This window comes from Streptomyces sp. NPDC026575 (genome assembly GCF_055567415.1).
The window spans coordinates 1-24,131 of sequence record NZ_JBVHQM010000038.1 but is presented as its reverse complement, the minus strand read 5'-3'; the positions used below and the strand labels follow the sequence as shown (position 1 = coordinate 24,131).

The following is a 24,131-nucleotide window of genomic DNA, read 5'->3' as shown; positions in this document are numbered from 1 at the left end:
GTTCTCCCCGCTACCTTCTCGGGAAGGAGGTACGGATGTGAAGGTCGTCTTGATAGGGACTGACTGACACGCCGTCAGTCGACGTCCTTGTTTTCGTCCTGCTGCTCCATGTCCTCTTGATCCATCTTGCGGAACTCCTCGTACACAGCCGTCCCCGGCCCCGCCACATGCACCTCGGAATCCGACCAGTCGGAGTCGTGGAATTCGCGGAAGAACAAGTTGGCGATGCTGTCGTTGATTTCGATGGTGGCCACGCGTGTAGAGCCGGAACACGGAACGGCTTCTCACGCGGCCAGGGCTCATAGCCCGCGTCGTCCACATGGATGTCGATGCCGAGCAGCGGCAGATCGTCGCAGGCGAAGGTCTCCGCGTCGGCCAGATAGAGGTGGTCGTACGGCAGGTCGTGGCCGCTGTCCGGGGCGGCGGCGAGCACCGTATCGGACAGCAGGCCCCGGTACTTCTCCTTGTCGATCGGGGTGACATACGCGATGGCCCGGTCGTAGTCGCAGACGTCCTGCGAGCCCTCCTCGAAGGTGACGGGCATCTCCAGGGCCCGCAGCAGGCGAGCCCAGCCGGCGGGGTCGGTGAAGTCGGTCCGGAGCACGGGAGCGGCGTCCATGCGGGGCAGGCGTATCGGCCGTCGGTCGTGATTCATGTCGTGGACGCTAGTGCCGGGCACTGACAGTACGAGGATTCTGGATGCGGATGGGCCGCGCCACCGTCACAGGCCCCGCGCAGCTACGAGAAGGGCAACGCAGTTCGCACGACGATCAGGCGATCTTGAACGGCGGGTCCAGGCGCTACCTCGGACGTGTCATGAGGAGCGCGGCAGCGCGAGCCAGTCCTGCCAGGTGATGTCGCGGCCCAGATAGCGGGGCTGCTGGAAGGGCCAGTCGGTGGCGATCCACTGCGGCACCAGCGCGTCGAGCGCGTGCTCCGCCTCGCCGCCGACGAGGTCGTCCACCACCCACCAGGAGATCTCTCCATCGGCGCCGGTGCGCTCGGGCGGGTCGATGTAGACGCAGCCGAGGAGCGCCGTCTCCTCCTTGTCCAACAGTGCGTAGTTGAACGACTGGTGCGCGGCTATCTCCTTCTCGTGCCGCAGCAGGTCGATGCGGTCCTCTTCATAGGTCATCGTCTCCTTGGGCCAAGCCCAGGCCGGGCCGAAGATCTCCCACAAGCGCTCTCGGGAGCCCATCACGGCGGGGTAGTCGAGCGCGGTGTCCGCCTCCCGGATCGGTCGCAGGTGAAGCATGGTGTCGGGCACGGGCACGTGCACAGGGTGGACGAAGTCGTCAGGTAGCCAGCTCATAAGGGCCGAGGCTACATCCGGTCGGCGCGGGGTGATCCAGGCGGCGCGGGCTGCACAGGGCAGCCTCCTTGGGGACCAAGTGACCGACCCAGCGGAGACCCCTAACGCGTCCACATCCACATCTCCTCCATCATCGAGGCGTAGTCCTCGGTGTGGCGAACGCGGAAGACAGACATCTCAAGATCTGTTCGCAACCTGCGGCCACAGTGTTCAAGGACCAGTCCTCCCAGCAGCCCCCAGTTGGTGAGGTGGGGTTCTGCGTCCAAGTTGAGGTACTCGCGGTCCTCATCGGTCAGATCCGCCAGATCGATGCCAAGAGCGTTCAGGATGCTTCGGGGGTCCCCGTCGACGTCCCACGGGGATGGGTAGGCGGGGAACCCGGAAGCAAAGAGCGTCGGACCGTCGGGCAGGCAGATCACGTTCTCCGTGTGTGTCTCACCGAAGTCGGGCGCGGCGGAGCCCACGATCAGGGCGCTGGGGTGGCGCTCGTGGAGCGTCGTGACCTGATGCAGGACCGGGGTCATGCCGGCGTCGTAAGTGGCAAGGGCCGGATCGGATATGCGGGTCACGGCGCCCCAGCAGCCAACCGTGATCAGTTCCAGGTCCGAGAGCGTGTCCGCGCACAGAGCCTCGGACGCAGGCAGGGGAGGAAGCTCTTCCAGCACCGCGTCGACCGTAGGGAATGCCTCAGCGAACGCGCGTGCCCGCACGTGGTCGTGAGGCGGCAACTCGGCGGTGCTCTCGGGGCGCGGCGGGTCCAGGAGGGTGATGAAGTATTCATCGGAGTTCGAACTGCGGACGGCCGTCTCGGGCGGGCACGTCCAGAAAGAGAGGTCGCTCATGACAGGAACCGTAGCGGCGACCACTGACATCGTTGTGAGCAGCGTCAGTTGACGTTGCGTCACATGATTGTTCCTCCGGGGCGAGTCGGGCGGGAAGGGAACTATCGGGTAGGCAGGCCAAGGTGCTGGATCTCGCGGGGGCGCCGGGAGCCAGGAGCCAGGAGCTAGCAGTGCCGGGAGTCGGAAGCCAGGAGAGTCGGGCGCCAGGAGCCAGGAGCCAGGAGAGCCGGGAGTCGGGAGCAAGGGCAGAGACTTCCCAAGTGAATCCGCATTGGCGCTACTTGTGTGCGCATCTCCGAGTTGCCGACCGTTTCCTGAGCCTACGATTCGGCGGGCATTGAGTCATGGAGGAACGGGAGCATGGTGACTGGTCAGTGGGAGATGCTCGGTGAAGCGAGCGGCATCGAGGCGTATGTGCACCGCCCGGCGGGTGAGGTGCGGGGCGCGGTGGTGGTCTGCTCCGAGCTCTACGGAGTGAACGCCTACGCCCGCGACACCTGCGCAGAGTTGGCGGCGGCCAGGTAGGTGGCGCTGGCACCCGACTACTACTGCGGCGATGTGCGCAGGCGTACGGCGAGGGCGGCGATGTCGTCGTCGAGGCGTCCTTTGCTGTGGTGGAGGAGGTCGCGGTGCAGGGCCGTGAGCAGCTCGTGGGGAGTCGTCGCGGGTTGCTGTCGCATCCAGGCCGCCAGAGGGAAGAACTGGCCGTTGTGGGTGCGGGCCTCGGCGATCCCGTCGGTGTAGAGGAGCAGGAGGTCGCCGGGGGTGAAATCGTAGGTGTCGACGGTGTAGTCGTCGCCGATCAGGTCTGCGAGGTTGAGCAGCGGCGAGGGCGCGGTGGGTTCGAGGGCACGCACTCCCCGGCGGTTCAGGAGCAGCGGCGGGGGGTGTCCGCAGTTGAGGATCTCCATACGCCTGCCTCCGTGCGGGATCTGGACGAGGAGGCCGGTGGCGAAGCGCTCCATGGGCCCCTCGGGGGGATAGGCGGCGTTGTAGCGGGTGCTGCTGGCATCGAGGCGGCGGGCGACCTCGACCATGTCGGCTTCGCTGAAGGCGGCCTCGCGGAAGGAATTGACGATCGCTGCGGCCGCCCCCACCGCCGGCAGGCCCTTGCCCCGCACATCACCGATGAGCAGCCTGACCCCGTATCGCGTATCGACCACCTCGTAGAAGTCCCCGCCGATCCGGGCCTCCGCCGCGGCCGCAAGGTACAGCGACTCGATCTCCACGCTCCCCAAGCGGCGCGGCATCGGACTGAGCACCACCTGCTGCGCGGCGTCGGCGACGAGCCGCACCTGAAAGAGGGTCCTCTCCCGCTGGAGCCGGACATGACTTCCGTACGCGGCCGCCACGGTCACCGCGATGATCCCCGCGGCCGTCCACCACGTCCCCAGACCGGGGAAGACGATGCTGAGGCCGATCATCAGAAAGAGGCAGACCGTGCCCAGCAGGATGGTGGGGAGCACCGGCCACATGGCGGCCGCGAGGGCCGGCGCCGCCGGCAGGAGGCGGCTGAAGGCCATGTCCGGGGGAGTGGCGTAGGCCAGGCTGGCGATGACGACGGTCAAGATCACCGGCGACATCCGCACAAGCTTCCCTCGGTCGTGGCGACGAGGGAGCCGCGGCCGTCCAGACTCGATCACACTCCACAGAATATCTACGCAATCAGGACATAGCGTCTTGACGGGTCGCAGTCGGCCGCCCGTCCCGCTCGCCTGTCGCCGCGCCAATGCCTCTGGGGTCTGGCGAATGGCGGTCGGTATTGCGGGCTCGCGCGCACCGCCTCCCCCTCCCGTCCCGGCTTCCCGCCCCCGGCTCCGCCCGCTCGCGCGGCTTGACGGGTGCCATAGGGGTAGGGGGCGCAGGCTCGGTGGTCGTCAAGGTTCGGCCAGGTAGGGGAGTCACCCGGACCGGAGTCGAACGAGTGAACGACTCGCCTTGTCTGGATGTGCGCAGCCGCCGCGTTCTGCAGACCTGGTGTGAGGGTGGCCGCGCACGCCTCCGGGTAACGATCCGGGTGCCCGCCGACCGGGTGATGGGCACCAGTGCCGGTGTCGATGTGTCGATGCGTCGATGTCACCCGCTGATGGCCAAGGCTCCGGGCCCCGCTGCCGGCGAGCCGGGGCAGGTCTTGGCCAGTCGTCGCAGGTCTTGGCCGGCCGTCGCGGGGTGCCGTGCCGCGACGGGGGGCGCCATGCCCCTTCGCGTCCCCGCCTACCTCCATGCCGTGCTCACTGAGCGTAGTGGCCTCTTATGGCCCCTTACTCGTCACGGGCTGGTCTTGACTGGTCTCCGACGGCGCTCGCCGGGCGCCGCGCCGTGGCGTCGTGAACTTTGCGTGATACCTCAAGGTGGGCGCTGTGCAGGCGAGTTGATTTTCTTGACGCCCGTGTGAACGGCGGTTCGAGAGCGGCCGCGGGGATATGGTGACGGCTTCCCTGACCCGTTCCGGAGGTGACTGCCTGGTGTCCGGCAAACGCTTCGTCCACCTGCACAATCACACTGAGTATTCGATGCTGGATGGCGCGCAGCGGCTCAAGCCGATGTTCGCCGAGGTCGATCGGCAGGGAATGCCGGCCATCGCCATGAGCGATCACGGCAACCTCTTCGGTGCGTATGAGTTCCAGCAGGTGGCGAAGGAGTACGCCGCTGTGAAGCCGATCATCGGCATCGAGGCGTACGTGGCCCCGTCCTCCCGGCGCAGCCGAAAGCGGGAGTTCTGGGGACCGGGGGGCCAGAGGGCCGTCTCGGATGACGGGGAGGGGTCCAAGGACGTCTCGGGAGGCGGTCGCTTCACCCACATGACCATGTGGGCCCAGAGCGTCCAGGGCCTGCGGAACCTCTTCTGGCTGAGCACACAGGCCAGCTACGAGGGACAGTTCCCGGCCGGCAAACCGCGCATGGACCGCGAGCTGATCGCCGAACGGCCGGACGGCATCATCGCCACCACCGGCTGCCCCTCCGGCGAGATCCAAACCCGTCTACGCCTGAACCAGTTCGACCAGGCCAAGGAAGCCGCAGCCGCCTACCAGGACATCTTCGGCAAGGAGAACTACTTCCTGGAGCTGATGGACCACGACCTGCCCATCGAGCGGGACGTGCGCGAGGGCCTGCTGCGCCTGGCCGCCGAGCTGAACCTCCCGCTGCTGGCCACCAATGACGCGCACTACGTCACCGAGGACCAGGCCGACGCCCACGACAATCTCCTGTGCATCGGGGTCGGCAAGAACAAGGACGCCCCGAACCGCTTCCGCTTCAACGGCACCGCCTACTACCTCAAGACCGCCGACGAGATGCGTCGCCTGTTTGCCGAGCTGCCCGAGGCATGCGACAACACCCTGCTGATCGCCGAACGCGTCGAGCCCTACGACGAGGTGTTCGACTACGTCGACGAGATGCCCCGGTACCCGGACGTTCCCGAGGGGGAGACCCAGGAGTCGTGGCTGCGCAAGGAAGTGCTCCAGGGCCTGACCGCGCGCTACGGCGCCCCCCTCCCGCAGCACGTCCTGGACCGGTTCGAGACCGAGATGGCCGTCATCGGCCCGATGGGCTTCAGCTCCTACTTCCTCGTCGTGGCCGACATCTGCCGCTACGCCCGGGACAACAAGATCTCCGTCGGGCCGGGCCGCGGCTCGGCCACCGGCTCGATCGTCGCCTACGCCACCCGCATCACCGAGCTCTGCCCGCTTGAGCACGGCCTGCTGTTCGAGCGCTTCCTCAACCCCGAGCGCATCAACCCTCCGGACGTCGACCTGGACTTCGACGACCGCCAGCGCGACCAGATGGTCCGCTACGTCACCGACAAATACGGCGACGAGTTCACCGCCATGGTGAACACCTTCGGCAAGATCAAGGCCAAGAACGCCATCAAGGACAGCTCCCGCATCCTCGGTTACCCCTTCGCGCACGGCGAGCGCATCACCAAGGCCCTCCCACCGGACCAGAACGGCAAGTCCATCCCACTCGACGGGATCTTCGACTCCACCCATCCGCGCTATGGCGAGTGCGGCGAGATCCGCCAGATGTACGAAGGCGAGCCCGACGTCCGCAGGGTGATCGACACCGCCCGCGGGGTGGAGGGCCTGACCCGGGGCACCGGCGTGCACGCCGCGGCGGTCATCCTGTCCAAGACCCGGTTGACCGACCGCATCCCGCTGCACATGCGCGCCAAGGACGGCGTGAAGATCACCGGGTTCGACTACCCCAGTTGCGAAGACATGGGGCTGATCAAGATGGACTTCCTGGGACTGCGGAACCTGGGCGTCATCGACCAGGCCATCGCCAACATCCGCGACAACCGCGGGGTGCACCTCGCCACCGTAGACCCGCAAGACGGCGACGCCTCGACTCTCGTCATCCCCCTGGACGACGCTGCGACCTTCCGGCTGCTGGCCGAGGGCAACACCTTCGGGGTCTTCCAGCTCGACGGCGGCGGGATGCGCGCCCTCCTCAAGCAGATGGCGCCGACCCGGTTCGAGGACATCGCCGCGGCCCTGGCCCTCTACCGGCCCGGCCCGATGGCCGCCAACGCCCACACCAACTACGCCCTGCGCCAGAACGGCAGGCAGGAACCCTCGCCGATCCACCCGGAGCTGAAGGAAGCCCTGGACCCGATCCTCGGCTCCACCCACCACCTGCTCATCTTCCAGGAGCAGATCATGGCCATCGCCCGCCGGCTGGCGGGCTACACCCTGGGCGGCGCGGACATGCTGCGCCGCGCCATGGGCAAGAAGAAGCCGGAGGTACTGGCCGCGGAGTGGGAGAAGTTCCACGACGGCATGACCGCCAACCACTACTCCGAGCAGTCCATCAAGGCGCTCTGGGACGTCATGCTCCCGTTCTCCGGCTATGCGTTCAACAAGTCCCACACCGCCGGCTACGGCCTGGTCGCCTACTGGACCGCCTACCTCAAGGCGAACTACCCGGCCGAGTACATGGCGGCACTGCTGACCTCCGTCGGCGACGACAAGGACAAGGCCGCCGTCTACCTCGCCGACGCCCGCAAGAACGGCGTACGCGTTCTGCCACCGGACGTGAACGCATCGGCCGCGGAGTTCACGGCCATCGGCGACGACGTCCGCTTCGGCCTGCGCTCCGTGCGCAACGTCGGTGACAACGTTATCGACGCCATCGTCCAGGCCCGCAAGCAGCACGGCGCCTTCACCTCCTTCGCCGACTTCCTGGACAAGGCGGAGATCGCCGCGCTCAACAAAAGGGCGGTCGACTCCCTGATCAAAGCCGGCGCCTTCGACTCGCTCGGCCACACCCGCAAGGGCCTCGCCGCGATCCACGAGGACGCCATCGACTCGGTCATCCCGGTCAAGAAGGCAGCCGCCTACGGCCAGGACGACCTGTTCGCCGACCTGGGCGGCCTGGAGTCCGACACCCCCGCCTTCGGCCTCGACTTCACGATCAGCGACACGGAGTGGCCACGTCGGCAGCTGCTGGCGACCGAGCGCGAGATGCTCGGCCTGTACGTCTCCGCCCATCCGCTCGACGGCGCGGAACACCTCCTCGCCGCCCACCGCGACGCCTCCATCGCCGAGCTGCTCGGCTCCGGCCGCACCACGGGGGAGATCAAGCTGTCCGGGCTGATCGCCGGTGTGCAGCGCAAGATGACCAAACAGGGCAACCCCTGGGCCATCGCCCATCTCGCCGACCGCGACGGCTCGATCGAGGTCCTGTTCTTCCCGGCGAGCTACCAACTCCTCCAGCACGCGCTCGTGGAGGACAACGTCATCGCCGTCAGGGGCCGCATCGAGGAGCGCGACGGCACCCTGAACCTCCACGGACGGGAACTGGAGGTCCTCGACGTGTCCTCCGTCGAGGGCGGGGGCCGGCCACCCGTGCAGCTCCATATGCCGGTCCACCGCGTCAACACCTCCGCCGTCGCGGAGCTGAAACGCATCCTGGGCGCCCATCCCGGCGACTCGCCGGTGCACCTGCGGGTCAGGTCTCCCCAGACGACGACGGTGTACGCGCTCGGCAGACTGGTGAACGCCGCGACCCTCGCCTCCGACATCAAGGGCGCGTTCGGCCCCGATGCCTGGGCGGGTACGACATGACCGCCGACCGACCGGCCGCGACCACCGCACGGCAGGAGACCGACGACACCCCGGACTGCCCGCACTGCGGAAGAGCGGGCCTGATGTCCGCCCGCTTCCCCCACACCTGGCACGGGCACACGGGGCAGCCGGTCCGCGGGTTCAAGGAGGCGGTCCTGTGCGCCACGTGCGACGACGGCGAGGGGACGGTCACAGAGTTGTCGGCGCTGATCGACGCACAGGGAGCGGTGCACCCGGCAGACGTCGAGACGTTCCTCCGGCTGGCTGTCGCCTGGATCGACAACGCCCGTCGCCGCGCACCCGATGCGAAGGCGTTGGCGGAGGAGGAGCGACGCTGGCACCTCGGTGAGCTGTGACGACGTTGCCGGCCGGTGCCGTGCTGTGCCGTGCTGTCATGCTCCTTCGTTACGCGAGTGCGTTATGTGAGTCCATCACGCTTGCCTCGTTGCCTCGTTGAGCATCATGGCGAGGTCCTCGCGCGTGATGCGTCGACGGTAACCGTCGGGTCTGCTGCGGCAGTTGGACGGGTCCAGAGGGTGAGGTCGCTGCTGGTGGCGACGGCCAGGGTGCGTCCGGAGGGGGAGAAGCCGGCGGTCCGCAGTTCTGAGTAGTTGGAGTCGAAGATGTGCCACCAGCGCTCGCCGTGCGGTCCGCGGTGGGGCATTCCTCCGTCTGTGGAGAGCAGGACCCGGTGGTGCGGCCATTCGGGGCTGACGATTTCCAGGCTCCAGCCGTCGGAAGTGGTGGTGTGGAGGCCGCCTCCGAAGAGTCCGGCGATGCGCACTCGGGTCCCGGCGATCGGTCCGAGTCCGGGGCATGACAGGTCAGGCACTGCGTCCGGGGTGCTGTCGTCGGGATCAGGGTCGCGGTCCCTGGCCATCTTCTCGCCGGTAAGGGTGTCGAAGAGCCCGTGCCCGGCGGCCGAGACCACCATGACCAGGTCGTGGCCGGTGTCGGGGGCGATGGCGAAGCCGATGCCGAGCAGGCCGCCAATGGGCTTCCGCCGGTTCAGGACCGGGCGCCAGGGAGCGGGCGGAGAAATCTCGGGGGCGGAAAGGAAGCGTTCGCGCAATTGCTGCTGGTACTCCGAGATCAAGGTGCTCCCTCACGTTCAGCAAGGCCGTCGGCCGACTCAAGGCGTGCCTGGCTTCCGACCGGTTTCGCTCGAAGGTACCCTGCGTGATTTCCAAGGCTCCAGCGACGACATGGGGTCGGGTGGCCGGGTGGTCGGGGCCGCAGCGGGCCCCGGCCATCCGACCGTGGTCCTCGCAGGTCAGCCCCGGGTCACCGGTGACTGAAGTTCCGTCACCCAGTCGTCGCGGTTCTCCGGGCACTCCAGGTTGATCTCCCGGGGTATCCGGCCGACTGGTAGCCGTTGCCGTCGATCCAGCGAAATCATGGCGGTCTCCAGCTCGGCGCGCCGCAGCCGCAGCATGCCGCGCAGCTCCTCCGCGGCAACCTTCTCCTCCACGACGTCCCGCACCTGCTGGAGGGTGAAGCCGAGGTCCTTGAGCGCGATGACTCGGTTGAGCCGGGCGAGTTGGGCGGCGGCGTAGTAGCGGTAGCCGGTCGCGGGGTCGACATGGGCCGGGCGCAGCAGTCCGGTCGCGTCGTAGTGGCGCAGCATCCGGACCGAGACGCGGCCGTGCCGGGCGAAGTCTCCGATGGTGAACATGGTGTCTCCAAGTGCAGCGCCTGACACGGTGTGAGGGTCAAGAAGCTACGTGGCCGCAGTGAGCGCGAGCGCTGCTCTGGGTCGGTGGGGCGCCTGCGGCCCCGTCCATTGCCAGGTGGGGATGCGGGCGCGGGGGCGGGTCGGGGTGACGGTTTTGCACCGTATACGGCTGGGATGGACGGCTCCTACCGTGGCGCCGGCGGTGTGGGTTGTTCGGTCGCGAGAATTCGGTCGTGAGAAGGGGAACGGTGGCGAGGATGCCGCGACGTTCGCAGGCGGTGGCTTCTGCACAGGAGCCCGGTGCCGGGGCCAGGTTCGAGCTCTTTCCGTCGGTGCATGTGGCCGGTGGCCGGGTGGTGCACCTGGTCGGGGACGGTCTGGTGCCGGAACTCGACCGGTGTGATCCGTTGGAGGCGGCGTTGGCCTTTGAGGAGCAGGGCGCCAGGTGGTTGCACCTGGTGATGGCCGAAGAGGAGGACGGGGGCGTCGACCTCGGGCAGGCCCAGCGCGTCATCGAGGCCGTCAGCATCGATGTCCAGCTGATGTGCCGGGCCGGCGTCGACGACGAGGCTGCCCTTGAACGCGTACTTGCCGCCGGTTGCGCCCGCTTCCACCTCGGCCGCGGCGCCCTGACCGACCTCCGCTGGTGCGCGAAGGCCATCGCCCGGCACGGCGAGCGGGTCGGCGTGAGCCTGCCGGTCCACCTGACCGATCGCGGCCCGCGCCTGGCCGGGCCGGGGCGTGGCGCCGACGCCGGCGACCTGTGGAGCGCGCTCACCATGCTCGACGACGCCGGCTGCGCCCGCTACGTGGTCACCGACGTCAGCCGGGAAGGAAGCCTCGCCAGCCCCAACCTGGAACTCATCAGCGACGTGTGCCACCGGACTGCTGCTGCCGTGCTGGCCGCGGGGGGTATCGCCACCTTGGACGATCTGCGCGCAGTGGCCGCACTGGCCCCGTACGGAGTCGACGGCGCTCTCATCGGCCGCGCCCTGTACACCGGGGCCTTCCACCTCTCCCAGGCGTTGGCCTGCGTGGCCAGCAGTGGGTAGCGGGTATGCCGACGTTCACGGATTCTCCGTACGGTGCCGTCAGCTCGTCGCCGATCACGCGCAACCCGACTTGGGCCGCAGGACACCGGCGCGCGTTCGGCGCACGGTCGCGGCCACCAATGGGACAGCCCGGCCTCAGTCGGCCTGGCGGGCCAATTCCCGGGGTGCGGCAGCCAGGACGGTGTCGAGGAGAGCGCGGGAGGTGTTCAGTGCCTCGATCTCGCGGGTCATGCGCTCCCGTTCGGCTCTCAGCTGACCGACCAGGTCGGGGCAGGTCGGCGCGAGACGGCCGTCGTCGTCGCGGATACAGGGCAGGACCTGTGCGATGACGGCGGTCGACAACCCGGCCATCAGCAGGCAGCGGATGCGGCGCACGGTCTCCAGGTCCGCCTCGCTGTACTCGCGGTAGCCGCTGGAAAGGCGCTGGGGAGTGAGCAGGCCCTGCTTCTCGTAGTAGCGCAACGAGCGTTCGTGCACGCCGGAACGCTGGGCCATCTCCTTCATCCGCATCGGAGCTATCTCTTCCCCCGACTCAGAGACATGACTCTGAACAGCTTGACTCTGAACGGTTTCGCTTTGAACGGCTTCACTTTGAATGACTTGACTCTGACATCAATGTCAGAGTTTAACGTCCTGGACATGGCTTCTGAACAGGCATTTCTCCAGACGCAGCGCTACCAGCTCGATGTCGACGTACGGGGCAACGGGCCCGCGCTGCTGCTCGCGCACGGGGCCGGCGGCGGCATCGAAGGCAACTTCGGTCTCGTGCTTGACGATTGGGGGCGGGACCACACGACGATCGGTCCGTCCTACCCGGGCGTGGGTCGTACGCCCCTCCCGGACGCGCCGCTCGACCTCGACGCGCTCGCCGACGCCATCGTGGCGTCCGCCGTCGACAACGGGCACGAGCGGTTCGCCGTGATCGGTGAATCGCTGGGCTCCGCAGTGGCGGTTCGGGCCGCGACCCGACACCCCGAACGCGTCACGGCCCTCGTGCTCACCGCCGGATTCGCGGTCGCCGACCCCGTGGTCGGGGGCGCGGCGCAGCTCTTCGCCGCCCTTGGGGCGGCGGGCGAGTGGCGGGCCGTGGCCCGGCTCGCGCTGCTGTCCTGCCTTTCGGAGCGACAGCTGGCCGCGATGTCCCCGGAGAACGTCGAGAGGGCCGTCGACGGAGCGCTGGCCGCGATGCCCGCTGGAGTCCTGGCCCACTTCGAGCTGATCACGCGCCTGGACGTCCGCGACGACCTCGGCCACATACGCGTGCCCACCCTGGTGGCGGTGCCGACCGGCGACCGGCTGGTGCTGCCCGACAGCCCGCGTCGACTCGCCGCGGGCATTCCCGGCGCCACGACGGTCGAGATCCCTGGCGGCGCGCACGTCCTGGACGAGGCGGACCGGGCGGTGTGGCTGGGGCACGTACGACGGTTCCTCGCCGAGACGGCCTCCTGACACCCAGCCGGCCGGTCGTCGGTGTCGATGCCGCTACCGACAGACGCTGCTACCGACAGAGCCCGCTACCGAAAGAGCCTGCTACGGACAGAGCCTGCTACGGACAGAGCCCGCTACGGACAGAGCCCGCTACCGACCGAATCCGCTCGTCCGGTGGCTACCAAATGTCCGGGGTCGGAATGGCTCGGCGGAAGTCGCCGGTTCGTAGCGCATCGGTGGGTATCGACCAGTGCATCCAGCCGCCGTCGCCGCCGAGGTACCACTCGTCCTGTCCCGACAGCTGGAGGAGGTGGTGGTAGACGGTCGGGTCCTCGCCCCACGGCACCATCGGCGAACTCCCCGTGGGGAACTTCGGCCAGCCAAAGGCCATGTCCTCGGAATCGAGCGCCCCGGGCCGCTTGGACCAGTCGGTGAGCAACTCCTCGACGTGCTGACCGGGCATGGCCCGGGCCATGTGGTCGGCCTCGGGGCCCAGGTCCAGGGCGTGCCAGGCCGGGTCCCAGGTGTCGGGGAAGTCGAAGCCGGGGGTGGCCGCCCAGGCGACCGGGTCGAAGACGCTCGACCGGGCAGGTGGGTGCGTCTCGACGGCGTGTGCGGAACGGGCTGCGATCACCTTGCCCCTTTGCGGGTCGAAGGAGTTGTACTTGATCGCCAGCTCGTAGGAGGCGGGGTCGCACTGCTCGGAGTCGGTGTCCAGAGAGAAGAAGTTGAGCAGGCCCGTCCCCGCGGGGAGGACGTCGCCGAGCCAGGGGGCCAAGGCGTCGACGTCGAGGACGGCGATCAGGCTCAGCGGAAAGCCGTCGCATGTCGGCCAGGGCGTGCCCGGTTCGAGCATCGCCCGGCCGCCGAACCGGCTGTGGCCGGCGGCTTCGCCGGGACCGGCCTCGGCGAGCGCGAATCCGGGTCGGGCGAGGCGGACCAGGCCGGCGGCGAGACCTGTGCCGAGTCGATCGGCACAGAAGTCACGGAGGGCGGAGCGGGTGGTCTCTGGATCCATACGGGCAGTCAACCACCCGCCTCTGACAGTCGGTGGGGACAAGCTGGTGCCATCTCGCGGGGCTGCCCATCGGCGGGGCCTGCCGCCGGCTCACGTCCGGAGCCGCCCGCGGCCAGAATCGCCGCGGACACGATTCATGAGCTCCTTGGCTGACGGCTGGTGGCTGGCGGCTGGCGGCTGACGGCTGGTGGCTGGCGGCTGGCGGCCGACCCCCGAGAGCTGACGCCTGACCGCCGACGCCCGACCGCCGTCGCCAGCGAAGCCGTTGGCTTGGCTACCGTCTGCCGACTCCGACCGTCGTCCGTACTTCCCCACCATTCACCGTGCTGTGTCCTCCACCTCGGAAACGTGAACCGGGCCGGGAGCGGCCGGAGCCGGGAAGAGCCATTGGCACGGGGGAGGCCGGCCCTTCCCGGCAGACACATCGTCAGCCGGACAGCTGCGCCGACCCCAGGGCCGAACGGCCCTCCCTCAGACCGCGATCGGCCCTCGGCAACGGGACGGTCGGACCCCATTGCGGACGGCTGCGAATGGCCGGTCGGCGCCGGTGCCCGCCGGCGCCGCCGCGGTGATCACGTACGCTTCCGGGCAGACGTACGGGATCTTTGGAGCAGCACGGGCATGTCCGAATCGCAGCAGTACGCACCGGCCGCGAGCGGTCCGCACGGGCCGCAGCTCCCTGCACCGGACCGGATGCGCAGCCTGCTCGACGCCGTGATGAGCCTGGGGCGGGGGCTCGAACTCCCGCAGGTGCTCAGGGGCATCGTGGAGGCGGCGGTCACCCTTGCCGACGCGGAGTACGGGGCACTGGGCGTGGTCGGCGACGGACAGCTCTCGCAGTTCCTGCCCGTCGGGATGTCGGACGAGCTCATCGGGCTGATCGGCCGGACGCCGTGCGGTCGCGGCATCCTCGGGGAGCTGATCCGCAACCCGGCGCCGCTGCGGCTCACCGATCTCACCCGGCATCCGCACAGCTATGGCTTTCCGGCCAACCATCCCCCGATGCGGACGTTCCTGGGAGTGCCGGTCCGGGTCCGCGACGAGGTGTTCGGCAATCTCTACCTCACCGAGAAGCGGGGCGGTGGCTCGTTCGACGCCGACGACGAGGCCGTGTTGACCACACTGTCCATCGCGGCGGGGGTGGCGATCGACAACGCCCGCATGTACCACGAGAGCCGCCGCCGCGAACGGTGGTTGGAGGCACTGGGCGAGATCACCCGCAGCCTGCTCTCCGGTACCGACGCCGACGAGGTGCTGCGGCTGATCGCCCAGCGCGCACAGGACGTCGCCGGCGCGGACTGCGCGGCGGTCCTGTTGCCGGCGCCCTCGTCCGCGGACCAGCTGGCGGTGGCGGTGGCGTGCGGTACGGGCGCGAGCCGGATCCTGGGGCTGCGCGTACCGGCCGACGGATCACTGCCCGGGATGGCCGTCCGCAGCGGCCGACCAGTGGTCAGCGCCGATCTGCGGGCCGACCCACGGGCGTACCCGCTCGGTCCGGACGCTCCCGGCGCCGAGGCCGCGCACCCGCCCGGGGAAGCAGAGTCGCACGGCGCGGCGCTGAACGGAGAGCCCATCGAAGCGTACGGGCCGACGGTCGCCGTCCCGCTCCAGGTGGACACCGGCTGCGGGGCACTGCGGCTGAGCCGCCTGGCCGGGCGACCCGCCTTCGACGACGCCGAGGTCACCCTGATATCGGGCTTCGCCGACCAGGCCGTGATAGCGCTCGAACTCGCTCGTCGTCGGGACGAGTCGGAGGAACTGACGGTCCTTCACGACCGTGACCGGATCGCCCGGGATCTGCACGACCTCGCCATTCAGCGGCTGTTCGCGACCGGCATCACCCTGCAGAGTGCGACCCGGCTGATCGACCGTCCGGAGGCCGCCGAACGGGTCGGCCGTGCGGTCAGCGATCTGGACACCACCATCAAAATCATCCGCTCCACCATCTTCGGGCTGCGCACCACCGGGGACGGCAAGGGCGGCCGCGGTCTGCGCCGCGACCTGACCGAGACCGTGCAGCGGGCGACCGGCCCCCTCGGCTTCAGCCCGGCGCTCCGGATCGACGGCCCGGTTGACGCCGCGGTCCCAGACGAACTGTCCCAGCACCTGGTGGCGGTGACCGCGGAGGCGCTCAGTAACGCCGCCCGCCACGCCCGCGCCCGCCACCTGGACGTGACCCTGTCGGCGACCGTGGACGCGGTGACGCTGACGGTGACGGACGACGGGGTGGGCGTCGGGGACGCACCGCACACCGGGGGGCTGGCCAACATGCTGGCCCGCGCCGATATGCACGGCGGTCGGCTGGCCGTCGAGAGGCCGGAGGGCGGGGGCACCCGCATCGTATGGCGGGTGCCGCTGCCCGGCTGACCCGGCCCGTGCCGCTGCCCGACTCGCCGGTCCGTTCCGGTGCCGGACGCGGGGAGGGGGTCGGGAACCGCGTGACGCCGGGCGCCGTTCGGCTCGCGGCACCCCGGGAGCGGCGGGTCAGGCGCCTGGGGGTGGTCCCGCGGGCCCACTGTCATGCCCGTGGCCCCTTCAGCCGTTCGACGACCATCGCCGCCTGGACCCGGCGGCCCACCCCCAGCTTGGACAGGATCGCGGACACCCGGTTCTTGACCGTCTTCTCCGAGAGGAACAGCCGGTCCGCGATCTGACGGTTCGTCAATCCCTCGCCGATCAGGTCCAACACCTGCCGCTCGCGCGGTGAGAGCAGGCCGAGTTCGGACGTCTCCGCCTCGGCCGCCCGGCCCCGGCCCGGCTCGCGCAGTCGCTCCATCACCCGGGTCGCGGTGCGCGGATCCAGCATCGACTGCCCCGCCGCGACCGTGCGGATCGCCTGCACCAGCGCACTGCCGTCGATCTGCTTGAGTACGTAGCCGGCCGCCCCGGCCATGATGGCGTCGAACAGCGCCTCGTCGTCGTCGAAGGACGTCAACATCAGGCACGCCAGCTCCGGCATGCGGGCCCGCAACTCCCGGCAGACCACGATCCCTTCGTGATCGCCTTCGGGCCCGCCGGTGCCGCCGAGCCGGACATCCAGGACGGCCACCTGCGGCCGGATCGCCGGCACCCGGGCGAGGGCCTGCCGGGCGTCCCCCGCCTCCCCGACGACCGCTATGTCCTCCTCCGCCTCCAGAAGGTCCCGTACTCCGCGGCGGACCACCTCGTGGTCGTCGAGGATGAAGACGCGCAGCGGCGCATCGGGGGCGCCGGCGGATGCGTCGGGGGCAGGGTGAACGGGCTGCTGGTTCATGCACTCTCGCTCTGTGGTTCTCGCGGTTCGGCGGGGCACAACGGTCCCGACCACGAGGTTCGTCGGGCCCGGCGGCCGGCGCAAGGGCCGAACGGCCCTGGGGGATCGGGGCCCTTCGGGCACGGCACCGCGTTGCGATACTGACGCCCCCCGTCAGGAGGTCGCCCCCATGCATCAGCCCAGCCAGCCGTACCAGCCCGGCCAGCCGTACCAGCCCCCGCGTTCCGCTTCGTCCGTACCGTCCGGATGCCCCGCCGCGGATACCGTAGGCGGCGAGTACCACGCCCTGCTCGCCCGGCACGACGCCATGCGGCTGCGGCAGCGCATCCTCGGTCAGGGCCGGGCACCCGCACCGGACTTAGCGTCCGCCGCCTACGACGGTGCCGCGGACCAGCGGCTGATCACCCAGTACCTCGACCTGGTCACGCCGTTCGGCGAGCTGATCGCCCGCCTCTACGACGAGATGTTCGCCCGGTGGCCCTACCTGCGATCGCTGTTCCCCGCGTCCATGGAGTTCCAGCGCGCTCATCTGGCCCGCGCCTTCTGGTACCTGATCGAGAATCTGCACCGCCCCGCCGAGGTGGCCGCCTACTTCCGGCAGCTTGGTCATGACCACCGCAAGCTCGGGGTGCGTCCGGTGCACTACGAGGCGTTCGAGACGGCGCTGTGCGCGGCGCTGCGGAGCACCGCCGGGCCCCGCTGGGCCGAGGCGGTGGAACAGGCATGGGTGCGGATGCTGCGGTTCGCCGTCGCGTCGATGGTCGAGGGCGCCGATGCCGCACTCGCCGAACCCCCGTGCTGGCAGGGCACGGTGACCGCCCACGAGCGGCGCCGCCCGGACCTCGCGGTGCTGCGGGTGCGGCCGCACGAGCCGTATCCGTACCGGGCCGGCCAGTACGCGGCGGTCGCATCGCCGCTGATGCCGCAGGCGTGGCGGCACTACTCGCTCGCCTCGGCGCCCGTGGCCGACGGTGAGGTGGCCCTCCACGTCCGGCGGACCGGCCCCGGCGGCGTCAGCGAGGCCCTGGTCGACGGCACCCGGGTCGGCGACACCCTGCGGCTGGGCCCGGCACACGGCACGATGACGCTCCAGGACGAGGACCGCTCGCGCGATCTGCTCATGGTGGCGGGCGGCACGGGCTGGGCGCCGATCAAGGCGCTGCTGGAGGAGTGGGAGGGGCGCCGCCGCGGGACCGCCGGTCTTCCGCAGCGCCCGGCGGGCCGGGTCCACCTCTTCGTCGGCGCCCGCAGCCGCGCCGAGCTGTATGACGCCGCGGCACTGGCCCGGTTGGCGACGCGCCACGACCGGCTGCGGTTGGTCCGGGTGCTGGACGAGGACGCCGCCCCGGGCAGTAGCGACCCGCTGTCCGAATGCGGGCCCCTGGCCGAGGCGGTGGCGCGGGACCGGCGGTGGTCGCGGCACGTCGCCTTCGTCAGCGGTCCGCCGGCCATGGTCGGTGCCACCGTCGCGCGGCTGACCGCGGCCGGCATGCCCGCCGACCAGATCCGCCACGACCCGGTGCCGGACGTGCTGACCTCGCCGGCCGACCGCTGCCCGGCGCACACGGAGGACGGCGCGGTGGCCGGAGCGGCGCGGTGACGCCGACCCGGCCCCGACCGTCGCATGGGCCGTCGGCCGCACTGCCCGAGGTGGGCCGAACGGCCCTGGCGGGCGGCCGCCGAGGGACGTCTACTGGCCGATAGCCCAGCGCGTCATCAACACCGCGCCCAGCCAGCGCATCCGCAGTGTCACCAGGACAGGGAGCACGCCGTGAACGACATCCCGGCCCGGCACACCACCGGGAACGCCATCGACTCCGCGCCGGTGGCCTGGGCCGACCGCGAGGCATCCCGCCGCGGCACCGATCTGGACCGAGCCGAGGCCCTCCGCCTGTTGGGCAGCGTGTCGCTGGGCCGGATCGTCTTCACCCAGAACGCGCTGCCGGCCATCCGCCCCGTCAACCACCTCCTCCACCACGGCGAGGTGATCATCCGTACCCACGAGGGCGCGGCACTGACCAGCCTGACCGAGCACGCCGAGGACGCGGGAGTGGTCGTCGCCTACGAGGCCGACGCCATCGACCCGACCACGCACTGCGGTTGGAGCGTGGTGGTGACCGGCTACTGCCACCTGGTCACCGATCCCGACGACCTGGCGCACTATCAGGCGCTGCTGCACCCCTGGGCCGACCACCGGATGTCCTACGCGCTGCGGATCCGCCCGGACTTGGTCACAGGGCTGCGGCTGTCCCACTAGTGGTGCGATCGCCGGTGCGGCGATCGGTGCCGTTCTGCGCCGAGAGGCGGGGGAGGAGACGGCCATTGCGGAAGGTTATCGATCCATCTGCCTGGGCGGTGAGAGGCCGATCGTCCAGCCGCCGTGCCGCCGGTACTGATCAGCAGGGGTACGAGCTCGGACGGGCTCCCGCCGCAGGCACGCCGCTGGGCCGGTCGGCCAGTTGGCCAGTCGGCCGGTCAGCCGGTCACGGACATCGCGGCGAGGCGGCGGGCGAGCGCGGCGGCGGCCTCCCGCAGTTCGGGCGGCTCCAGCACCTCCGCCTCGAAGCCCAGCCGGGCCACGTGCAGGGCGAGCCAGTCCAGGTCGTCCCCGCCGGCGACGAGCACGCACCACCCGTCGCGATCGTCCTCGACGCGCCCCACCTGGGGCGGCACCAGCTCCCGTACCTGGTCGGGCCGGGCGTGCAGCCGTACCCGGGCGAGATGGCGGTACGGCGCCCCGGTCACGGACCGCTGTACGTAGGCGACCGGGTCCGGATGCTCCCTGGCCCGGAAGCGCCAGGTCGTCGCCACCGCCTCGCGCATCCGGTCCAGCCGGAAGGTGCGCCAGTCGTCGCGGTCGACGTCCCAGGCCATCAGGTACCAGCGGCGGCTGGTGGCGACCATTCGCACCGGCTCGACCGTGCGCTCGCGCTCCCCGCCGTCGCGTCCGGCATAGCGAAAGCGCACCCGTACGGCGTCGCGACAGGCCCGCGCGAGCGTCACCAGCAGCTCCGCGTCGATCTCCACCCCGGGGCCGACAAGGGTCTCGGTCGCGCCGTGGACGGCCCGCACCTCGGCGCGCAGCCGGGGCGGCATCACCTGGTCGAGCTTCGCGAGCGCCCGCAGCGCGGCCTCGCCCGCCCCGGCGACCGTGCCGCCCGACGCCAGCCGCAGGGACACCGCCGTCGCGATCGCCTCCTCGTCGTCGAGGAGCAGCGGCGGCAGCCGGGTGCCCGCGCCGAGTTGGTAGCCGCCGCCCACGCCCGCCGTCGCGTGCACGGGGTAGCCGACCGCACGCAGCCGCTCCACGTCGCGGCGCACCGACCGGTCGGTGACCCCCAGCTCCGCGGCGAGCTCGGCGGCGGTCCAGGACGGCCGGCGCTGCAGCAGCGCCAGCAGCCGCAGCACCCGTTCGGTCGTCGCCTCAACGGTCATGCGCCCATCGTTCCACGCATCACGGAACGAAGCTGTCCGCTATATGCGCAAGGCTGGGTCCCATGACCGACCAGACGTGGAACCCCCTGCTCCGAGACCAGATCTCCTGGCACTGGACCAACCAGCTGCGCGACCGCCTCGACGGGCTCACCGACGACGAGTACTTCTGGGAGCCGGCGCCCGACTGCTGGAGCGTGCGCCCGCGCGGCACCGGCAGCGCACCGGTCCAGGCCGGGTCCGGCGCGATGACCATCGATTTCGCGATGCCGGAGCCCGAACCGCGACCGTTCACCACGATCGCCTGGCGCCTCGGCCACGTGATCGTCGGCGTGCTCGCGATGCGCAACGCCGCGCACTTCGGTCGCGCGGCCACCGACTACCGGTCGTTCGCGTACGCGGCGACCGCGGACGAGGCGCTGGCCCAGCTCGACGCGGAGTACGCCACGTGGCTGGCCGGGGTCGAGTCCCTCGGCGACGCGGGCCTCGCGCGCCCGTGCGGGGACGCGGAGGCGCCGTGGGGCGAGCGTCCGATGGCGTCGCTGGTGCTGCACATCAACCGCGAGCTGATCCACCATCTGTCCGAGGTGTGCCTGCTGCGCGACCTCCACCTGCACACCCGCGGGGAGGCGAGCTGAGATGGCGCGCGACATCCAGATCACGTTCGACTGCGCCGACCCGGCCGGGCTGGCGGCGTTCTGGGCCGAGGCCCTCGGCTACCAACTCCAGGACCCGCCCCAGGGGTTCGTGTCGTGGGAGCAGGCCCTGGAGGCGATGGGGGTGCCGCCCGAGAGGCGCAACGACGCCTCGGCGGTGGTCGACCCGGAGGGCTCCGGGCCGCGGCTGTTCTTCCAGCGGGTCCCGGAGCACAAGCAGGCCAAGAACCGCGTGCACCTCGACGTACGAGGCGCCCCCGGGCTTGCGGGCGACGCGCGGATGGCGGCCCTGGAAGAGGAGGCCGAGCGGCTCGTCTCCCACGGCGCCGCCCGGCTCTGTCGCTTCGAGCCCGCTCCTCCGCTCGCCGCCGGACACATCGTGATGGCCGACCCCGAGGGCAATGAGTTCTGCCTCGACTGAAATGTGCTCTGTCCCGGCTGATCCGTGTCCGGCTGGGGGCCTGCTTGGAGTGGTGTGGTGAGCGGAGCCCGCCCGGTGTGCGGTTTTGGGGTCGTTCGGGCCGCGGCGCAGGTCTGCTGGGCAACAATGCCGCCATGACTGATGAGGCCCATACTCCCGCCCCCCGTCCGCTGTTGCGCAGCCCCCAGGACGGTGAACTCCTCGACGTCGCAGGCGTCGAGCACTTCTTCAAGCTCACCGGTGAACACACCGGCGGGCACTTCTCCTTCGAGGAGTTCCGCCTCGCGCCCGGCACCATAGGTGCCAGGCCGCATGTGCACGATGGGCACGACGAGTACTTCTACGTTCTCGAAGGGGAGTTGACGCTCCACACGGGCGACGGCGAGGTGACGGCCGGCCCCGGTCATCTGCTCGCCGCCACCCGTGGCACCCCGCACGGCTTCCGCAATGCGGGATCGGTGCCCGCGCGTGCCCTGTGCCTCTATACGCCGGCCGGCTACGAGGACTACTTCCGCGATGTACACGCCGCCGTGAGCGCCGGCGCCGAGGTGACCGACGAGCTGCTGGCCGAGTTCCGCAGCCGTTACCGGACCCGTTCCTACCAGGGCCCTTCCTCCGCGGTGCGGTAGGGGCGGCCGCGGAGTCGTAGGGACGGCTGCCGCGGTGCCGTGGGAACAGCCAGGATGCCGTGAGGCCGGCAGGTAGGAGCGGTCTTCCGCTGCGGCTCAGGGGCTCCACCCCCGTAAGGGGTGGGGCCCCTTTTGCGTGCTTGCCGCCGGATGTCCGGGGTGCCGGCGCCCTCGCGCCGCCCGTCGAACTCGCGCGATCGCGGACATTCCGGCATCAGGCGCCCGTCATCCCCTTGACGGGCGATGCGGCGCGCTCTACTTTCCTTCCATAAAGCAAAACATTAATTCCATGATGCGGAATTAAGGAACTCCGGTCCTTGGCCGGAGCGTGCCCGTGACAGGTCGACGCAGGAGTACTCGATGCCTCGAATGACAGCCGCCCGTGCCGCGGTGGAGATCCTCAAGCGCGAGGGCGTGACCAACGCCTTCGGAGTGCCCGGTGCCGCGATCAACCCGTTCTACGCCGCGCTCAAGGGCGCGGGCGGGATCGACCACACGCTGGCCCGTCACGTCGAGGGCGCTTCGCACATGGCGGAGGGCTACACCCGCACCCACCCGGGCAACATCGGTGTCTGCATCGGCACCTCCGGCCCGGCCGGCACGGACATGATCACCGGTCTCTACTCCGCGATCGGTGACTCCATCCCGATCCTGTGCATCACCGGCCAGGCGCCGACCGCGGTGATCCAGAAGGAGGACTTCCAGGCCGTCGACATCGCCTCGATCGCCAAGCCGGTGACCAAGGCCGCGACCACCGTGATGGAGGCCGCGCAGGTCCCCGGTGTCTTCCAGCAGGCATTCCACCTGATGCGCTCCGGACGTCCCGGCCCGGTCCTGATCGACCTGCCGATCGATGTCCAGCTGACCGAGATCGACTTCGACCCCGAGACGTACGAGCCGCTGCCGGCCTTTAAGCCCGCCGCGACCCGGGCGCAGATCGAGAAGGCGATCGCGCTGCTCAACGAGTCCGAGCGCCCGCTGATCGTCGCCGGTGGCGGCATCATCAACGCCGACGCCTCCGAGCTGCTGGTCGAGTTCGCCGAGCTGACCGGCACCCCGGTCGTCCCCACCCTGATGGGCTGGGGAATCCTCGCCGACGACCACGAGCTGAACGCGGGCATGGTCGGCCTGCAGACCTCGCACCGCTACGGCAACGCGAACTTCCTGGAGTCCGACTTCGTCCTGGGCATCGGCAACCGCTGGGCCAACCGCCACACCGGCAAGCTGGACGTCTACACCCAGGGCCGCAAGTTCGTCCACGTCGACATCGAGCCGACCCAGATCGGCAAGATCTTCGCCCCGGACTTCGGCATCGCCTCGGACGCCAAGGCCGCGCTGGAGCTGTTCGTCGAGGTGGCCAAGGAGCTCAAGGCCGCCGGCAAGCTGCCCGACCGCAGCGCCTGGGCCGCCTCCACCCAGGAGCGCAAGGCCGAGCTGCAGCGTCGTACGCACTTCGACAACATCCCGATGAAGCCGCAGCGCGTCTACGAGGAGATGAACAAGGCCTTCGGCCCGGAGACCCGCTACGTCACCACCATCGGCCTCTCCCAGATCGCCGGCGCCCAGATGCTGCACGTCTACAAGCCGCGCCACTGGATCAACTGCGGCCAGGCCGGCCCGCTGGGCTGGACCATCCCGGCCGCGCTGGGTGTCGCCACCGCCGATCCGGATTCGCCGGTCGTCGCGCTCTCCGGCGACTACGACTTCCAGTTCATGATCGAGGAGCTGGCCGTCGGCGCCCAGCACAAGATCCCCTACGTCCATGTCCTGGTGAACAACGCGTACTTGGGCCTGATCCGCCAGGCGCAGCGCAACCTCGACATCAACTTCCAGGTCAACCTGGAGTTCGAGAACATCAACTCGCCGGAGATCGGTGTCTACGGCGTGGATCACGTCAAGGTCGCCGAGGGCCTGGGCTGCAAGGCCATCCGGGTCACCGACCCGAACGAGCTGGGGGCCGCCTTCGAGGAGGCCAAGAAGCTGGCCGCCGAGCACCGCGTCCCGGTCGTCGTCGAGGCCGTTCTGGAGCGGATCACCAACATCTCGATGAGCGGCTCGGACATCGCCAGCGTCAACGAGTGGGAGGAGATCGCGACCGAGCCGGGTCACGCTCCCACCGCGATCAAGCCGCTCAAGTCCTGACCCCGGGTCGGATCCGGACCTGACCCGGATCCGGCTCGGACGGTGGGCCGGGCGCGCTTGACCGGCGCGCCCGGCGCCGCCACTATCCCGTAGAACAGAAACAAAAATCCGCTATCCGGAAGGAGCGCCGGCCTTATGGGTTTCACGGACACGCGCTTCAACGTCAATCTGTCGATCCTGTTCACCGAGCTTGCGTTGCTGGAGCG

At 70.0% G+C, this 24,131-nt stretch carries 21 protein-coding genes and 2 pseudogenes; 12 read left to right on the top strand and 11 right to left on the bottom strand.

Annotated elements, in window-relative coordinates; genetic code table 11:
• Nucleotides 1-74: 74 nt before the first annotated feature.
• The 4 genes and pseudogenes from ACZ4NB_RS34930 to ACZ4NB_RS34915 form a co-directional block, all read right to left on the bottom strand.
• Nucleotides 75-254 (bottom strand): hypothetical protein, encoded by a 180-nt coding sequence (locus ACZ4NB_RS34930; RefSeq protein WP_467667109.1) that lies wholly within the window; start codon nt 252-254, stop codon nt 75-77.
• A gap of 56 nt (nt 255-310) precedes the next feature.
• Nucleotides 311-619, bottom strand: a pseudogene (locus tag ACZ4NB_RS34925) (DUF6924 domain-containing protein); the annotation flags it as partial.
• Between the two features lie 195 nt (nt 620-814).
• Complete coding sequence (locus tag ACZ4NB_RS34920; protein ID WP_467667065.1) at nt 815-1,312, bottom strand: GNAT family N-acetyltransferase; 498 nt, start codon at nt 1,310-1,312, stop codon at nt 815-817.
• Between the two features lie 101 nt (nt 1,313-1,413).
• Nucleotides 1,414-2,154 carry a DUF6333 family protein gene (locus ACZ4NB_RS34915; RefSeq protein WP_467667064.1) on the bottom strand — a complete coding sequence of 247 codons (741 nt, stop codon included), beginning with the start codon at nt 2,152-2,154 and terminating at the stop codon, nt 1,414-1,416.
• A 360-nt stretch (nt 2,155-2,514) separates the two neighbouring features.
• Between ACZ4NB_RS34915 and ACZ4NB_RS34910 the strand changes: the two genes are divergently transcribed.
• Nucleotides 2,515-2,679: a hypothetical protein gene (locus ACZ4NB_RS34910; RefSeq protein WP_467667063.1), complete on the top strand. Its 165-nt coding sequence runs from the start codon at nt 2,515-2,517 to the stop codon at nt 2,677-2,679.
• A gap of 20 nt (nt 2,680-2,699) precedes the next feature.
• Here ACZ4NB_RS34910 and ACZ4NB_RS34905 read toward each other — a convergent pair whose 3' ends face one another.
• A complete protein-coding gene (locus ACZ4NB_RS34905) occupies nt 2,700-3,737 on the bottom strand; it encodes a PP2C family protein-serine/threonine phosphatase (protein ID WP_467667062.1) in 1,038 nt (345 codons plus the stop codon).
• 840 nt (nt 3,738-4,577) lie between these two features.
• On the opposite strand from ACZ4NB_RS34905, the gene dnaE reads away from it, so the two are divergent.
• Together dnaE and ACZ4NB_RS34895 are read left to right on the top strand one after the other, a co-directional pair.
• Nucleotides 4,578-8,219, top strand: coding sequence for a DNA polymerase III subunit alpha (gene dnaE / locus ACZ4NB_RS34900; protein ID WP_467667061.1), 3,642 nt, complete (start codon nt 4,578-4,580; stop codon nt 8,217-8,219).
• Nucleotides 8,216-8,575: a DUF6300 family protein gene (locus ACZ4NB_RS34895; protein ID WP_467667060.1), complete on the top strand. Its 360-nt coding sequence runs from the start codon at nt 8,216-8,218 to the stop codon at nt 8,573-8,575. The genes dnaE and ACZ4NB_RS34895 overlap by 4 nt, the downstream gene beginning before the upstream one ends.
• Nucleotides 8,576-8,679: 104 nt before the next feature.
• Here ACZ4NB_RS34895 and ACZ4NB_RS34890 read toward each other — a convergent pair whose 3' ends face one another.
• The gene (locus tag ACZ4NB_RS34890) at nt 8,680-9,315 is read right to left on the bottom strand and encodes a hypothetical protein (RefSeq protein WP_467667059.1); all 636 of its coding nucleotides are present in this window, start codon (nt 9,313-9,315) and stop codon (nt 8,680-8,682) included.
• 282 nt (nt 9,316-9,597) lie between these two features.
• Nucleotides 9,598-9,894, bottom strand: a pseudogene (locus ACZ4NB_RS34885) (MerR family transcriptional regulator); the annotation flags it as partial.
• Nucleotides 9,895-10,172: 278 nt separating this feature from the next.
• Here ACZ4NB_RS34885 and ACZ4NB_RS34880 point away from each other — a divergent pair.
• The gene (locus ACZ4NB_RS34880; protein WP_467667058.1) at nt 10,173-10,946 is read left to right on the top strand and encodes a HisA/HisF-related TIM barrel protein; all 774 of its coding nucleotides are present in this window, start codon (nt 10,173-10,175) and stop codon (nt 10,944-10,946) included.
• A 135-nt stretch (nt 10,947-11,081) separates the two neighbouring features.
• On the opposite strand, the gene ACZ4NB_RS34875 is transcribed toward ACZ4NB_RS34880, so the two are convergent.
• Nucleotides 11,082-11,450, bottom strand: coding sequence for a MerR family transcriptional regulator (locus ACZ4NB_RS34875; protein ID WP_467667105.1), 369 nt, complete (start codon nt 11,448-11,450; stop codon nt 11,082-11,084).
• Between the two features lie 135 nt (nt 11,451-11,585).
• On the opposite strand from ACZ4NB_RS34875, the gene ACZ4NB_RS34870 reads away from it, so the two are divergent.
• Complete coding sequence (locus ACZ4NB_RS34870; RefSeq protein WP_467667057.1) at nt 11,586-12,395, top strand: alpha/beta fold hydrolase; 810 nt, start codon at nt 11,586-11,588, stop codon at nt 12,393-12,395.
• A 157-nt stretch (nt 12,396-12,552) separates the two neighbouring features.
• Here ACZ4NB_RS34870 and ACZ4NB_RS34865 read toward each other — a convergent pair whose 3' ends face one another.
• The gene (locus tag ACZ4NB_RS34865) at nt 12,553-13,392 is read right to left on the bottom strand and encodes a DUF1963 domain-containing protein (protein WP_467667056.1); all 840 of its coding nucleotides are present in this window, start codon (nt 13,390-13,392) and stop codon (nt 12,553-12,555) included.
• A gap of 693 nt (nt 13,393-14,085) precedes the next feature.
• Here ACZ4NB_RS34865 and ACZ4NB_RS34860 point away from each other — a divergent pair.
• Nucleotides 14,086-15,759, top strand: coding sequence for a sensor histidine kinase (locus ACZ4NB_RS34860; protein ID WP_467667104.1), 1,674 nt, complete (start codon nt 14,086-14,088; stop codon nt 15,757-15,759).
• A gap of 151 nt (nt 15,760-15,910) precedes the next feature.
• On the opposite strand, the gene ACZ4NB_RS34855 is transcribed toward ACZ4NB_RS34860, so the two are convergent.
• A complete protein-coding gene (locus ACZ4NB_RS34855; RefSeq protein WP_467667055.1) occupies nt 15,911-16,645 on the bottom strand; it encodes a response regulator in 735 nt (244 codons plus the stop codon).
• 169 nt (nt 16,646-16,814) lie between these two features.
• Here ACZ4NB_RS34855 and ACZ4NB_RS34850 point away from each other — a divergent pair, with 169 nt between their 5' ends.
• Nucleotides 16,815-18,245: a globin domain-containing protein gene (locus tag ACZ4NB_RS34850; protein WP_467667054.1), complete on the top strand. Its 1,431-nt coding sequence runs from the start codon at nt 16,815-16,817 to the stop codon at nt 18,243-18,245.
• A 171-nt stretch (nt 18,246-18,416) separates the two neighbouring features.
• Entirely contained in the window at nt 18,417-18,902 is a 486-nt protein-coding gene (locus tag ACZ4NB_RS34845) for a pyridoxamine 5'-phosphate oxidase family protein (RefSeq protein WP_467667053.1), read from the top strand.
• Nucleotides 18,903-19,120: 218 nt separating this feature from the next.
• Here ACZ4NB_RS34845 and ACZ4NB_RS34840 read toward each other — a convergent pair whose 3' ends face one another.
• Entirely contained in the window at nt 19,121-20,080 is a 960-nt protein-coding gene (locus tag ACZ4NB_RS34840; protein WP_467667052.1) for a helix-turn-helix transcriptional regulator, read from the bottom strand.
• Between the two features lie 62 nt (nt 20,081-20,142).
• Here ACZ4NB_RS34840 and ACZ4NB_RS34835 point away from each other — a divergent pair, with 62 nt between their 5' ends.
• From ACZ4NB_RS34835 to gcl, 4 genes are all read left to right on the top strand, one after another.
• A complete protein-coding gene (locus tag ACZ4NB_RS34835) occupies nt 20,143-20,715 on the top strand; it encodes a DinB family protein (protein WP_467667051.1) in 573 nt (190 codons plus the stop codon).
• Between the two features lies 1 nt (nt 20,716).
• A complete protein-coding gene (locus ACZ4NB_RS34830; protein WP_467667050.1) occupies nt 20,717-21,154 on the top strand; it encodes a VOC family protein in 438 nt (145 codons plus the stop codon).
• Nucleotides 21,155-21,288: 134 nt separating this feature from the next.
• A complete protein-coding gene (locus ACZ4NB_RS34825; protein WP_467667049.1) occupies nt 21,289-21,783 on the top strand; it encodes a cupin domain-containing protein in 495 nt (164 codons plus the stop codon).
• 360 nt (nt 21,784-22,143) lie between these two features.
• Nucleotides 22,144-23,925, top strand: a complete 1,782-nt coding sequence (gene gcl, locus ACZ4NB_RS34820; protein WP_467667048.1) for a glyoxylate carboligase — start codon at nt 22,144-22,146, stop codon at nt 23,923-23,925.
• Nucleotides 23,926-24,131 lie beyond the last annotated feature (206 nt).

Coding starts and splice junctions, on each gene's coding strand:
- dnaE (WP_467667061.1), top strand. CDS start 4,578: ATGGTGACGGCTTCCCTGACCCGTTCCGGAGGTGACTGCCTGGTGTCC.
- ACZ4NB_RS34855 (WP_467667055.1), bottom strand. CDS start 16,645: ATGAACCAGCAGCCCGTTCACCCTGCCCCCGACGCATCCGCCGGCGCC.
- ACZ4NB_RS34895 (WP_467667060.1), top strand. CDS start 8,216: ATGACCGCCGACCGACCGGCCGCGACCACCGCACGGCAGGAGACCGAC.
- ACZ4NB_RS34875 (WP_467667105.1), bottom strand. CDS start 11,450: ATGAAGGAGATGGCCCAGCGTTCCGGCGTGCACGAACGCTCGTTGCGC.
- ACZ4NB_RS34870 (WP_467667057.1), top strand. CDS start 11,586: ATGGCTTCTGAACAGGCATTTCTCCAGACGCAGCGCTACCAGCTCGAT.
- ACZ4NB_RS34910 (WP_467667063.1), top strand. CDS start 2,515: ATGGTGACTGGTCAGTGGGAGATGCTCGGTGAAGCGAGCGGCATCGAG.
- ACZ4NB_RS34830 (WP_467667050.1), top strand. CDS start 20,717: ATGGCGCGCGACATCCAGATCACGTTCGACTGCGCCGACCCGGCCGGG.
- gcl (WP_467667048.1), top strand. CDS start 22,144: ATGCCTCGAATGACAGCCGCCCGTGCCGCGGTGGAGATCCTCAAGCGC.
- ACZ4NB_RS34840 (WP_467667052.1), bottom strand. CDS start 20,080: ATGACCGTTGAGGCGACGACCGAACGGGTGCTGCGGCTGCTGGCGCTG.
- ACZ4NB_RS34865 (WP_467667056.1), bottom strand. CDS start 13,392: ATGGATCCAGAGACCACCCGCTCCGCCCTCCGTGACTTCTGTGCCGAT.
- ACZ4NB_RS34860 (WP_467667104.1), top strand. CDS start 14,086: ATGCGCAGCCTGCTCGACGCCGTGATGAGCCTGGGGCGGGGGCTCGAA.
- ACZ4NB_RS34835 (WP_467667051.1), top strand. CDS start 20,143: ATGACCGACCAGACGTGGAACCCCCTGCTCCGAGACCAGATCTCCTGG.
- ACZ4NB_RS34920 (WP_467667065.1), bottom strand. CDS start 1,312: ATGAGCTGGCTACCTGACGACTTCGTCCACCCTGTGCACGTGCCCGTG.
- ACZ4NB_RS34850 (WP_467667054.1), top strand. CDS start 16,815: ATGCATCAGCCCAGCCAGCCGTACCAGCCCGGCCAGCCGTACCAGCCC.
- ACZ4NB_RS34915 (WP_467667064.1), bottom strand. CDS start 2,154: ATGAGCGACCTCTCTTTCTGGACGTGCCCGCCCGAGACGGCCGTCCGC.
- ACZ4NB_RS34825 (WP_467667049.1), top strand. CDS start 21,289: ATGACTGATGAGGCCCATACTCCCGCCCCCCGTCCGCTGTTGCGCAGC.
- ACZ4NB_RS34905 (WP_467667062.1), bottom strand. CDS start 3,737: ATGTCGCCGGTGATCTTGACCGTCGTCATCGCCAGCCTGGCCTACGCC.